Genomic DNA, 12,131 nt, shown 5'->3' on the forward strand with positions numbered 1-12,131 from the left:
CCCCTCCATCCTACCCTTCCTCCCCGGTACCTGTTTAGCGTGGCTCAATGCCGCCCGGGATATCCGCTCCGCTCCTGATCCTGGGCTATAGAACGGCGCAATGTAAGCAAACCCATAGCCGGGGACCGCTTGCGTCCCCGGCGATCTGTGGCATATCGCTAAACTTGTACGTGCTGTGACGCCTCCAGAGCTTGTTCGGCGTTCAGCAGACGCTGGACGATTGAACGGCCCTGCTCATTTCGGCGGAGATCTTTACTCACTGCGTTCACCTGTCCCGGACGGGATCTTGCTTCGCTCGTGTCAGACTCCGCGTCTTCTAGACGGAGCCGCTCTGCTCAAGATGACAACATTAAAACGGGACGCATTGCAATCCGAAAATTGACGTGTGACACACCACTCGCTTGATCTTACCAAACAAAGAAGCGGGATGCCTCTCGAAAAGGCATCCCGCTTTTGTTATTGGCTACGACCAGTGTGCACGCATTGCCTATGCATCAGGGATCGGGCATCGGCTCCGGTTCGGGTTGTGGATCGGGCTGGGGTTGCTCGGGGACCGGTTCCGGAGCAGGCTGTCCTTCCATGCCGGTCGGTACGGCAGGAACGTCCGTTGTGTCGGGCTGCAACTCCACATCGAGCAGCTCTTCAAGCTCATCGAAGCGCGCTCCGAAAGAGGCAAAGTCTCCATCTTGCAGAGCCTGTCGCGCCTGGCGAACGAGGCGACGGGCCTCACCAATGTTCTCATCTGTGACGCCGGGGGCTTCGCCCAGATCCAGCGGCTGGTCGGGGGTGTCTTGCAACTGGGCTACAACCGACGCTTCCGGCTCAATCACATCTTCCCCGAAGATCGTGTTGATGCCCTGCGCAAGTGTTCGCTCCATGACGACAAACTCGTCGTACGAAACAATAACGCGTTGCAGTTGGGGAATGCGAATGTTGTCGGCGATTAGGAAAATGGGTTCCACATAGAGGAACGAGTCCTCGATGGGCACCACAATCAGATTGCCTCGCAATACGCGAGATCCCCGCTGATCCCAGAGTGCAATCTGTTGCGATATTTCAGGATCCTGATCAATGCGTGACTCAATTTGGTTTGGACCGTAAATCAGGCGATCGGGAGGCAGGTTGTAGGTTACAATTTCGCCGTAATTCGGCGGATCCGAACGGGCGGCAATCCACGCAATCATGTTGTCACGATTGTTGGGCGTAACCGGCGTCATGAGCATGAACTGCATCTGGTCCTCACCTGGCAGCCGCGTCATAATGTAGTACGGCTCCATTTCCACTTGGCGTCCATCGTAATTTTCAATAGGACGCGCCCACAGGTCTTCGTTCTGGTAGAAGGTCTGGGGCTCGGTCATATGATACCGGTTGTACACATCCACCTGTACATCAAAGAGGTCTTGCGGGTAACGGACGTGATTTTGGAGGCCCCGCCCCATATCGCTAAAGTCTTGAAACAGATCGGGAAATGCCGATCGATAGGTATTGATGATCGGGTCGTCGTCCTCCATCACGAAAAGCCCAACGCTGCCCTCGTAGGCATCCACGACAGCTTTCACCGAGTTTCGAATATACTGAATGCCGTTGTATTTGCCATGTCCGCTTGTGGGCTCGCTGTACGGAAACGAGTTACTTGTGGTGTAGGCGTCCTGAATCCAGAACTGGCGGCGATTGCTAATGACAAAATACGGATCTTGGTCGAGCTTCAGGAAGGGAACGACGCGCTGCACACGCTCTTGCACACGATTCCAGATCTGGATGCGGCTCTCTTCGTTCACATAGCCCGAGAGCACGATGTTGTAGTCGGCCATGAAATAGGCCATGAGGAGTTGCTTCCAGAACGAATCGAGCAAGATGCCGCCCTCGCCTCGGTACGACGTAAACACGTTGCCATCGCCCGAGGGGTAGGCCAGTTCGCGGGCATCCGAAGGAGCAATACGATACGTGGGGGTGTGACTGCCGTAGTAGATTCCGGGCTCATCGACATCGAGGGTTGAGTCGGCAGCTTGCGGGGGGAGGTCGCGAATGGTAAAGGCTGGAGACCCCTCCACGCCCTCGCGCGCAACCAGGTTCATGACGGCTCCATACCCATGCGTGTACTGCAAGTGGCGGTTGAACCAGGTATCGGCCCCGTCAGGTAGCGTTTGGGTGAGCTCGCGCGGAGCAAGCATGACCTGACGATATTCACCATCTACAATGTAGCGGTCTACATCTACGTCATAAAACTGATAGTAGAGGCGGATTTGCTGCAACTGTACGTAGGTATCCACCAACAGGCGTGGATCCCACAGACGTACATTTCGGATAACGTCTTCGTTCGCGCTTACCTCTTCGGGCTGCAACTCGGTTGTGGCAGCATGGCGGCGGTGCGTTACGTTCTGCACGTTGTACGCCTCGCGGGTGAAGTCAATGTTGTGCTCAATGTATTGCTGTTCGACCTGCAGTTCGTTCGGTTCAACGATGAGCTGATCGACCACGCGTGGGGCGATCACCATGCTCAAGATAAGCACGAGCACGTAAAACCCGGCTCCGTACGATACGAGGCGGAAGCGGAAGCGTTTGAGGTTCAGGGCTACGAGTGTGATAAGCAAAAATGTGGTGCCTATCATCACCCAGAGGGCGGGCAGGAAGACGTTGACATCAGTATAGTTAGCGCCGTGGACCACGCCATTACGCTCCAGGAGCAACTCGTACCGGTCGAGGTAGAAGCCCCAGGCCCATCCCAGAAGCAAAATGATGACATTGATGCCGATGTGTTGAATCGCCGATGGACGCAACTCCAGGCGTCCGTTTCGTACGCCGATAGCGCCAACAAGCACGTACCCCGTAACGATGATAAGCAGCCCGAGGAAGACCAGTCCAACCAAACCGCTTTGCAGCGACTGGATGAACGGCAGTTCAAGCATGTAAAAGCCTAGATCGTGGTTAAACAAAGGGTCTGTTCGGCCATGGGGTTCGGCATGCCACCATTGCAGCAACTCATTCCACCGGCCTGCAAATCCGGTTGCAAACAGCAATGTAAGCAATCCGGCAAGGCCCAAGCCAAGCGAGCGCAAGCGGCCTCGGGTAAGCGGCTTACCGCCCAGTTGAGGCCCCTCTTCGCCCTGACTAAGCTGGGTGGCCCAATACGGCGGCAAGCGTTTGATGAAGGCAAGAATGTTACCCCCGAAGTATAAGCCAGCCACCATGAAGACAAAGACAAACATGGAGACCTGAAACCCAAGCTTTGTCCAGAACACGCTGGCATAACCCAACTCCCCCAGCCACAGGTATTCGACAATCATGCCAGGGGCAACAAGAATGAATGTAAATACAAGACCTATAAGTAACAGAAGGCCTTGCACCCACCGATTGGATCGTATCAAAGACATAAGGAAACGGAAGCAATCAGCAGTAGAATGACCCTATCCCCGATCTCCGAAGGCGGAAACAAGGGGGTGGGGACCGTTCGGTATATGAACGGCACCGTATAAAATGCATACCGAGCCGGTGCGGTTCGCTACCCATCAATGAGAATCCGACATATCGAAGCAATTATGCGGGGACTTCGCACGCGGGCAGTCGGTTACTGGAGGGCTAAGTGACCGCAGGCCCCGCCGGCCCGGCCCTTACGTGTCTGCAGAGGACTCTACGGTAGAGGCACATGGGAACGCCACAACGCGCGGAACTATGCAGGGCATGAGCAGGCTGCGCTGAGATTCGTCCGTCTATCGGCGTCAGGATGACCTGCGGAGCCATCGTCCGCAAGACCGGAAACGATCACGTAGAAGTTAACCGCTACCGTCTTTGTGGAGATGGACGCTCTCAAGCCCAATCGCAGAGGGATGCAAAACCAGCCGACATTCTCGCCCTCAAAAGCATCGTTGAACGCACTTAGAATACGCTATGCGGGGGTATCCGATAACGAATCGATCGGGTAATGGGTGTCGTCGGGTTCGATGGTATCGGCAGGAGCAGGACCGGTATCGTCCCATGCTTCTTGATCTTCAAGACGCATCAGCGGGGTAACCGTCATGTCGTTTTCAACGCGGATCTGGCATGCCAGGCGCAGTGTGCCGAGTTGCCGAATCGTATCGAGCTTTTCGTGCTCAGCTTTGGTCATGGTACTGGGCTCGCCTTCGTGGATCTCGACGCGGCAGGTGGTGCACTGGGCATGACCGCCGCACCGATGGCCAATGTCAACACCGGCGTCACGGATGGCATTAACAAGACGGGTTCCACTGGGCACTTCGACAGAGCCTTCGCCTTGAATTGTGAGAGTCGGCATACGCGGTACGGGAATAATAAAACAGAAGTACGAACATTCACAGCATACAAAACGGAGACGCAATGTGCAGTGTGCTCGTCGTTCAAGTTGAAATAAATGCGTAATTGCTTGATGGAAGGAGGCCGTTGTGGGGCAACACATGGCATACTGCCTGCGTGTATGTTGTGCTTACTATCACACACCGTTCCCTGCTATGTCCAATCAAGTTGTACTGGTCGACACGCACGATGCGCCGGTCGGAGTCGCCGATAAACTCGAAGCCCATCAGGAAGGCTGGCTCCATCGAGCGTTTTCTGTGTTTGTGTTTGATGCCGATGGACGCTTGTTACTGCAACAGCGCAATTCAGAGAAATACCATTCCGGGGGACTGTGGTCAAACACGTGTTGCAGCCATCCTTTTCCTGAAGAGCCAGTGGCCGAGGCAGCGCAGCGCCGGTTGCGTGAGGAGATGGGGTTTCAATGTCCTTTAGACCCGGCCTTTCGATTTACGTATCGCGCCGTGCTTTCTGATACGATGACCGAGCATGAGTACGACCACGTGCTCATTGGACAGGCGGCGCCCACGGTTGTGCCCAATCCAGATGAGGTGCAAGACTGGACGTGGGTTGCTCCTGCAGCGCTGCGTCAGGATGTGCATGCGCATCCTGAGCAGTACACAGCATGGTTCAAAATTGTACTGGATCGTGTGCTGGAGCATGCGGGCACGGTATATCCAGACGCCCATCTGCTCCATGAAGATGCTACAGACCCCCCTCTTTCTACGGCTACGCCAATCCAAGTAGTGCAAGAGGAACGTGTCTAAAAAGAGCGTAGAATTGCGTAGTTGAGGCGCAGGCTTAGCTGTAACGATGGAACAAGCCTACGCGGGTATGGGTGGGGAGATGAGCGGCGAATCCCTGTGCTCAGACGCTTTGTCGCTTACAGCCGCTTAGTTAGTGTGTTCGATCTAATCCACGTTCTGCCTGTTATGCCCACTTACGTGTACCGTCGTGAAGACGGAACCAAGTTCGAGATCAAGCAATCGATTAAAGATGATCCGCTTACGGAGTGCCCTGAAACGGGACAGCCGGTAACTCGCATCATTAGCGGATCGGCCGGGCTCATCTTTAAGGGGAGTGGCTTCTACGAGACCGATTATAAGCGAAGCGGCGCCAACAACGGCAATAATGGATCTACCAGTAATGGATCTGAAAGTGACAGCGCCTCCGCGAGTAGCACATCGAAAGACACTAGCACAGAAAATAGTTCAGCGTAGTGCTGTGTCACAGGTCAATCTTCGGGTAACGCATGTGCCCGCTAACGTACCGAGAAAAACGCCTGCCCTTGAACCCTGGTCGCGATGCTCTGCGTCTTTCTGTTTCCGCGTGTTCGCTTTGTAGGAGGGCGGAGTGGTTTCTTGTGCGCGGTGTCAGGTGGGCTGACGGCGGGCGTTGAGATCCCTCCGCCGGGGACGTCGGGATGACAGCGAGATAGGGAAGGTTGCCCACTCGATCGTAGCTGTTGAACGTCGAGGGAGATAGTCCGGAATCGCCATCACGAGGAGGAAGCCTACGACCCATCGAGCACGTCCGCGATGTCGTCTGCGTCTCCAAGTCTGGTACTGCTCAGGCAGGCACGCGTGCAGCGTCAGTGTCTGAAGTATTCTGCAGAGCGGGGAGCGGGTCGGGCAAGTCCATTACGGTAGCACCCCAGGTAAGCCCGGCACCAAACGCGACAAACGCCAGGGTGTCGCCGGGTTCAGCACGGCCTTCGTTGAGCGCTTCCGAGAGGGCCAATGGAATGCTTGCTGCAGACGTATTGCCGTAGCGATCCAGGTTCATGACGACCTGATCATCTGCAAGTCCCAGTGCATCGGCGGCGTACTGAATGATGCGCGCGTTAGCCTGATGCGGTACGAGCAGATCAATGTCGGATACGGTGCAGTCGGCGGCATCTAAGGCTTCGGTGACGGCCTGATGCATGATGCGCGTTGCGAATTTGAAGACCTCTCGCCCATTCATCTCAAGCGTGGGCTCACCGCGCTCGATGCCCTCGTGGGTAACGGGTTCAGCCACACCGCCTGTGGGCACAATAATGTGCTCGGCTCCTGCGCCATCGGATCCCAAAATGTGGCCTCGCATTCCGGCAGAGGGGTCGTCAGTAGCTTGCATTACAACAGCTCCTGATCCATCTCCGAAGAGAACAGCCGTGCTCCGGTTATTCCAGCTCAACCATCGACTGGTAAGCTCCGTCCCAATAACGAGCACAGTGCGGCAGGTGCCGGCCTGAATGAACTGGTCGGCAGTAACAACCGCATACAAAAAGCCGGTGCATCCGACCGTAAGTTGCATCGCTCCTACAGAAGGAAGCCCCAGCCCCTCTTGCACCTGACTCGATACCGGGGGCGTAATGTGGTCGGGCGAGGAGGATGCGACAAGCAGTAGATCGACCTCGCTGGGAGCTACCCCGGCGGAGTGCAGCGCGCGGCGTCCACTTTCAACAGACATGGTGGCTGTCGTTTCGTCGTCAGCCGCAAAGCGACGTTCACGGATCCCGCTGCGTGAGCGAATCCACTCGTCGCTGGTGTCCATGTACGTTTCGAGTTCGTGGTTGGTAACGACGCGCTTGGGGGCGTAGTGCCCCCAGCCCGTGATGCTTCCGCTTGGCATGAGATCCAAAAACTAATTCGAGGGAGGAGAGATTATTGGAATCGCTTCCAACGCGGTCGTGTACCCATGCCCGGCTTGGAGCCAGGCATGGGGGGGAGCAGGTATGTTGGAAGCAGCGGGCTGCTTGTGCGCTTAGGACGTACCTTTTGCAGCTCCAATACGAGCGATTTCGAGGAACGAGTCGGCCTGAAGGCTTGCGCCGCCAATCAAACCGCCATCTACGTCGGGTTGGCCGAGTAGCGATTCTGCGTTATGAGGCTTCATGCTGCCACCGTACAGAATAGGGATGCCTGCAGCCGCATCGGGGGTGCTCAACTCGGCAAGCTCACTCCGCACAAAGGCGTGCATCGCTTGGGCTTGCTCAGGAGTGGCCGAGTCACCGGTTCCGATGGCCCACACGGGTTCGTATGCCACAACCAGCGTGTCAGCGGTCACAGAGGTGCCATCTAAGGCCGCATGCAGTTGGTTGCGAACGACGGATTTGGCATCTCCGGCATCACGTTGTGCTTTGGTTTCGCCAATGCACACCACCGGAATCAGGTCATGCGCTTGGGCTTGCTTTACCTGGGCATTGAGGGCATCGTCTGTCAGGCCAAAGAGCTTACGGCGCTCGGAGTGGCCCAGAATGACGTAGGTGCAGCCGGCTGCAGTAAGCATGGGCGCTGCCGTTTCTCCCGTAAACGCTCCATTTTCGGCCTCGTGCATGTGTTGGCCGCCTACCGCCACAGGGCTATTCGCAAGCGCCTGCACGACAGTCGGAATGTTAATAGCAGGGGGACACACCAACATGTCGATGGAGTCGAGCGCATCGGTGTAGCCGGAGGCAATGCCTTCAGCCAGTGCGTGGGCTTCGGGCACCGTGGTGTTCATTTTCCAGTTTCCAGCGATCAGCATAAAGGGGGCCGTTGATAATGGGGAAAGAGCGAGTCAAAAAGCCGCGTTATTGCTTGCGCGCTTCGTAGGCATACATGGGCGGAATGTTAAGGAGGATGTATTCCTTCTCAACATGCGGGAAGTGATGGCGCAGCGGGTCTTCCATGTGGTTATAATTCTGGTAGACCAAGAACTTGCCATCATCGTGGAGTGCGGCAAACGTTGTTTCGATTAGTTCGGTGCGCACGTCATCGTCGAGAAACGAGAACGGGATGCCTGAAATGATGTAGTCTGCCTCCTCGATATCTTGGGCCTCCATAATCGACGCCACATTTTCGGCGCGGTCATGCACCACGGTGACCTGGTCGTGGCGTTGCTCTAGCGAACGCAGATCGTTTACAAATCCATCGTTGCTTTCCACCAGCACGAGTGACGATTCGGGATGCATGTGTTCCACAATGTAGCGACTGAAAACGCCGTCACCGGGTCCATATTCGATGATGGTGCCGGGGGTGTCAAAGTCAATCCACCGGCATACTCGTTTGACCAGATGCGAAGACGAGGGGGTAATGGAGGCTACATCACGGTCTTTGATGAAGTTCTTGATATAGGAGAGCGTACCCATGCAAAAGCAAGCAGTTAGTGAGCAAAAAATGATTCAACGAAGGAAGCAGACGCTCCTTTATTCCTCGGTCGGATCGTCGGATGGGTCCAGTGCCGCAATGTCGTCTTGCAGGGCAACGATGGCCGTTCCAATGTATTTGTTGACAATCCGTCCTTCTGCATCAATTAACACACGTGTGGGGAGCGATGCAATGTTGTACGTATCAAGCAGAGGGCTTTCATCGCCTTCGGAAGCAATGACGTGGTAGCCGGGGAGGGTGCGCCCATCACGAAAGGCTTCATTGAGCAGGGTGTCGGGTTCGAGCGAAATTGACACAATCTGGAGGTCTTGCTCCTCGGTTGCATTGTAAATCGCATTGCGCGTAGGCACCTGCTCACGGTAGAGATCGCTCTGCGGCGTGTAAAACTCGATGAGCACCGGCTGATCAGCAAAGTTAGCAAGTGAGAGCGACTGCCCTTCGGTGGTGACCACGTCAAAGTCAGGGGCTTCATTTCCGGGAAGAAGATTTTCCGCTTCGTACTCTGCGCGAGCGGCCCAGTCGGCCCAGGGGCTGTCGGGGTAGCGGCTTTGCAGGTCGTTGGCAGCAGCGAGGGCCTTCTCAGAGTCGAGATCGTCAAGGTAGGTCTGCACGATCTCGGCGAAGAGACTGGCCTGCACCTCGGTGTCGATTTGGGCCTCCACCGCACGGTCAAGGGCAGTGTGAACAAAGTCGAGGGCCGCATCTACCCCTTCCGTGTTTACTTTGGCTTCGCGCGCAATGCGTACAGCGTCGGCGTAGCGGGGGTTGGTGGGACGAATGGTGGTAGCGCGGTCTACCGCCAGCGAGTCGTTCCAGCCTTGCAACATGGTAATAGACTCAACAGCGGCCAGGTCGCCGACGTAGGATCCGGGAAAACTGTCGCGCAGATCCCACAAGATGCTACTGGTTTGGCGAATCGTTTGGCCCATTCGGTTCTCATCGAAGTCGTTTTGGAGGCTTTCGATCATCGCCTCGCGGTGCAGGGCCATAGTGTTGCGGTAGGCGATCAGTGCATCGTTCTCGGGGGATCGGATGCGAGCCATGCCGCGCACAGGCAGTTCCATCTGCAGCGATGCCGAGTCGCCCTCGGCCACCACGAGTTCGCCCTGGTGAAGGGTGTTGCCACGACGCTGCACAACGTACGGATACGCGGCCCGTTCGGGGGCACGTACCATCATAGAAAAGGCGCCTGACGTGTCTGTTGTAGCAATGCCTAGCGTATCCACCTCACGTCCGGTAGACTGAATAACAAGCACGTCGATACCGCTGTAGTCCTGGGTCGGGTCAATCTCGGGGTTTACCGTAATGACGCCTTCGAAGAAGCTTTGTACAGGAGGGGGGTCTTGCGCTTGGCTGGAGCCGCAGGCGCTAATGAGCAAGAAGGCTCCAAGCATGCTAAAGAGCAACGCCGAGCGGGTCGATGCGTGAAAACAAGCAGTCACGGAAGGTAAGGTGCAGGTGGTGGAATAACAGAAACGGGGAGGGCAACGCGCTGTCTGCAGAGTCAACAACGGGCGCGGGCCACGTTAGGTGGCTTCTTTGCGTGCCTCAAGTTTTTCTTTCAGGATATCGCGTACCATCTGGGGGTTCGGCGATCCGTCGGCGCGTTGCATGACCTGGCCAATAAAGAAGCCCAGGAGCCCATCTTTGCCATCGAGGTACGTTTCGACGTTATCCGGATTCTCGTCGAGCACAGCCTCGGCAAGCGGTTCAATGGCGCCGCGGTCGGACACTTGAATGAGGTTGTGGTCGTCGGCCACTTTGCCAGCGGACGCGTTGGTGTGCTCCAGCATCAGTTCGAACACCTCTTGAGCGCCGCTGGAGCTTACTTTGTCCTCAATGCGCAGGTACACCAGTTGCGCCAACCGGCGTGGTGTAACCGGAAGCGTTTCGGGGGTATAGTCGGTTTCGTTGAGGGTGCGCATCACGTCGCTCATTACGAAGTTGGCGACTTCCTTGGCCTGTGCGTTGGTATCGCCTCCTTTGGTGCGTTTGAAGAGCGCCGAGAGCGTTTCTTCAAAATAGTCCGACACCCCGCGTTCTTCGGTAAGGACCTCAGCGTCGTATGCTGGAAGGCCCAGACTGCTCATGAAACGCTTGCACCGTGTATCTGGCATTTCGGGAAGGCTCTTGCGCCACGCCTCCACCTGCTCGGGCTTTACGACGATGGGCGGCAGGTCGGGGTCAGGCATGTAGCGATAATCGTGGGCGGCCTCTTTGGTGCGCATTGGGCGCGTTTTCTGCGCATCGGCATCCCACAGCAGGGTCGATTGGCTGATGGAGTCGCCGCGTTCGCGAGCTACCATCTGGCGGTTGATCTCGTACTCCAGAGCCCGCTCGACATTGCGGATGGAATTGAGGTTCTTCAGTTCGGTACGGGTGCCAAACCCGGTCTGGCCGCGCGGACGAATGGATACGTTGGCATCGCAGCGGAGCGAGCCTTCTTCCATGTTGCCGTCACTGATGCCCAGCCAGCGTACAATCTGGCGCACCTTGCGCAGGTACTGGTAGGCCTCGTGGGGTGAGCGCAGGTCGGGCTCGGAAACCATTTCAATCAGCGGGGTGCCACAACGGTTGTAATCGAGCAGTGTGTGGGTGCTCTCCCGGTCATGAATTGACTTGCCTGCGTCTTCCTCCAGGTGGATGCGCGTAATGCCAATGCGCTTGCGGGGAGGCGCCTCGGCATCTTTATCGTCGGGTGCTTCTGTTTCAATTTCGAGGTACCCGCCGTAGCACAGCGGGGTGTCGTATTGCGAGATTTGGTAGCCTTTCGGCAAGTCCGGGTAGAAGTAATGCTTGCGAGCGAGCACCGAACGCGGGGCAATGTTGCAATGCGTAGCCAGCCCCATACGTACGGTGTGAGCAATGGCCGCTTCGTTGAGTACGGGCAAGGTGCCAGGGTGCCCCAGACTTACGGGATCAACTTGGGTATTGGGGGACTGCCCGTATGTAGCGGCCTCGGGGCTAAACGCTTTAGAGTGCGTTTGGAGTTGGCAATGCACTTCTAACCCAATGACAGGCTCGTACAACTCGTGCAGCATAGAAATAGACAGGGCGTGGAGATAACGAAGTCAGCAAAAAAGAAACCGCGTGTAGGCGGCAGGGCCCGATGCGGTCGTACTCGGCTATTTACTTTCCAAAGGGGCAAATTGTTCAAGCCGAGGTCGTAGCAGTCGGTGCGTGGAAGGCCATGTGCCTACGCTTGCAGGGGCTCCCACTTGGAAAGGATCTCGTCAACGTGCGCATCGGTTTTTGGGCGCTTAAATACGTGTCGGACGATGCCCTCGGGGTCAATGAGGTACGTGGTGCGCTTTGTGCCCACAACGGTATTGCCGTAGAGGTTGCGTTCGCCATAGACGCCATATTCCAGCAAGATATTGTGGTCGGGATCAGCCACGAGGGGGAACGGCAGGTTGTACTCATCGGCGAAATCGGCATGCGAATCCACGCCATCTTCCGACACGCCAATCACGGCAATTCCCTTATCTTGAAGCGTGGTGTACCCGTCTCTGAGTGAGCAGGCTTGCTTGGTGCAGCCGGGGGTGTTGTCCTTGGGGTAGAAGTAGAGGGCCACCCACTGCCCGCGGTAGTCGGAAAGCTGGATCGTTTCGCCGGTCTGGGTAGGAGCGGTAAAGTCGGGGGCTGTGGTGCCTACGTCAAGACGGTTGATAGTGGGGGGCATAGCAATGGGCGTCGTAG

General features: G+C 56.5%; 10 protein-coding genes. 2 read left to right on the forward strand and 8 right to left on the reverse strand.

Annotated elements, in window-relative coordinates; translation table 11 throughout:
* Positions 1-494: 494 nt before the first annotated feature.
* Positions 495-3,371, reverse strand: coding sequence for a UPF0182 family membrane protein (locus tag ACZ5AL_RS02945; RefSeq protein WP_464512070.1), 2,877 nt, complete (start codon positions 3,369-3,371; stop codon positions 495-497).
* A 512-nt stretch (positions 3,372-3,883) separates the two neighbouring features.
* Positions 3,884-4,267, reverse strand: coding sequence for a 2Fe-2S iron-sulfur cluster-binding protein (locus ACZ5AL_RS02950; RefSeq protein ID WP_464512072.1), 384 nt, complete (start codon positions 4,265-4,267; stop codon positions 3,884-3,886).
* 193 nt (positions 4,268-4,460) lie between these two features.
* Here ACZ5AL_RS02950 and idi point away from each other — a divergent pair, with 193 nt between their 5' ends.
* Positions 4,461-5,069 (forward strand): isopentenyl-diphosphate Delta-isomerase, encoded by a 609-nt coding sequence (gene idi / locus ACZ5AL_RS02955; RefSeq protein WP_464512074.1) that lies wholly within the window; start codon positions 4,461-4,463, stop codon positions 5,067-5,069.
* Positions 5,070-5,234: 165 nt separating this feature from the next.
* The gene (locus tag ACZ5AL_RS02960) at positions 5,235-5,522 is read left to right on the forward strand and encodes an FmdB family zinc ribbon protein (protein WP_464512075.1); all 288 of its coding nucleotides are present in this window, start codon (positions 5,235-5,237) and stop codon (positions 5,520-5,522) included.
* A gap of 349 nt (positions 5,523-5,871) precedes the next feature.
* Here ACZ5AL_RS02960 and ACZ5AL_RS02965 read toward each other — a convergent pair whose 3' ends face one another.
* The 6 genes from ACZ5AL_RS02965 to bcp form a co-directional block, all read right to left on the reverse strand.
* On the reverse strand, positions 5,872-6,915 hold the full coding sequence (locus ACZ5AL_RS02965; RefSeq protein ID WP_464512076.1) for a beta-ketoacyl-ACP synthase III: 1,044 nt from the start codon (positions 6,913-6,915) through the stop codon (positions 5,872-5,874).
* Between the two features lie 132 nt (positions 6,916-7,047).
* Complete coding sequence (tpiA, locus tag ACZ5AL_RS02970; RefSeq protein ID WP_464512078.1) at positions 7,048-7,809, reverse strand: triose-phosphate isomerase; 762 nt, start codon at positions 7,807-7,809, stop codon at positions 7,048-7,050.
* A gap of 46 nt (positions 7,810-7,855) precedes the next feature.
* The gene (locus ACZ5AL_RS02975) at positions 7,856-8,413 is read right to left on the reverse strand and encodes a class I SAM-dependent methyltransferase (RefSeq protein ID WP_464512079.1); all 558 of its coding nucleotides are present in this window, start codon (positions 8,411-8,413) and stop codon (positions 7,856-7,858) included.
* A 57-nt stretch (positions 8,414-8,470) separates the two neighbouring features.
* Positions 8,471-9,874: a peroxiredoxin family protein gene (locus tag ACZ5AL_RS02980; protein ID WP_464512080.1), complete on the reverse strand. Its 1,404-nt coding sequence runs from the start codon at positions 9,872-9,874 to the stop codon at positions 8,471-8,473.
* An 84-nt stretch (positions 9,875-9,958) separates the two neighbouring features.
* Positions 9,959-11,473: an Asp-tRNA(Asn)/Glu-tRNA(Gln) amidotransferase subunit GatB gene (gene gatB / locus ACZ5AL_RS02985; protein WP_464512082.1), complete on the reverse strand. Its 1,515-nt coding sequence runs from the start codon at positions 11,471-11,473 to the stop codon at positions 9,959-9,961.
* Between the two features lie 155 nt (positions 11,474-11,628).
* On the reverse strand, positions 11,629-12,114 hold the full coding sequence (gene bcp, locus ACZ5AL_RS02990) for a thioredoxin-dependent thiol peroxidase (RefSeq protein ID WP_464512083.1): 486 nt from the start codon (positions 12,112-12,114) through the stop codon (positions 11,629-11,631).
* Between the last annotated feature and the right edge of the window lie 17 nt (positions 12,115-12,131).

It is taken from the genome of Natronotalea proteinilytica, from assembly GCF_055379935.1.

What these genes read in the sequence shown, in the direction of transcription:
- ACZ5AL_RS02945 (WP_464512070.1), bottom strand. Translation starts at nt 3,371, where the DNA reads ATGTCTTTGATACGATCCAATCGGTGGGTGCAAGGCCTTCTGTTACTT.
- ACZ5AL_RS02950 (WP_464512072.1), bottom strand. Translation starts at nt 4,267, where the DNA reads ATGCCGACTCTCACAATTCAAGGCGAAGGCTCTGTCGAAGTGCCCAGT.
- idi (WP_464512074.1), top strand. Translation starts at nt 4,461, where the DNA reads ATGTCCAATCAAGTTGTACTGGTCGACACGCACGATGCGCCGGTCGGA.
- ACZ5AL_RS02960 (WP_464512075.1), top strand. Translation starts at nt 5,235, where the DNA reads ATGCCCACTTACGTGTACCGTCGTGAAGACGGAACCAAGTTCGAGATC.
- ACZ5AL_RS02965 (WP_464512076.1), bottom strand. Translation starts at nt 6,915, where the DNA reads ATGCCAAGCGGAAGCATCACGGGCTGGGGGCACTACGCCCCCAAGCGC.
- tpiA (WP_464512078.1), bottom strand. Translation starts at nt 7,809, where the DNA reads ATGCTGATCGCTGGAAACTGGAAAATGAACACCACGGTGCCCGAAGCC.
- ACZ5AL_RS02975 (WP_464512079.1), bottom strand. Translation starts at nt 8,413, where the DNA reads ATGGGTACGCTCTCCTATATCAAGAACTTCATCAAAGACCGTGATGTA.
- gatB (WP_464512082.1), bottom strand. Translation starts at nt 11,473, where the DNA reads ATGCTGCACGAGTTGTACGAGCCTGTCATTGGGTTAGAAGTGCATTGC.
- bcp (WP_464512083.1), bottom strand. Translation starts at nt 12,114, where the DNA reads ATGCCCCCCACTATCAACCGTCTTGACGTAGGCACCACAGCCCCCGAC.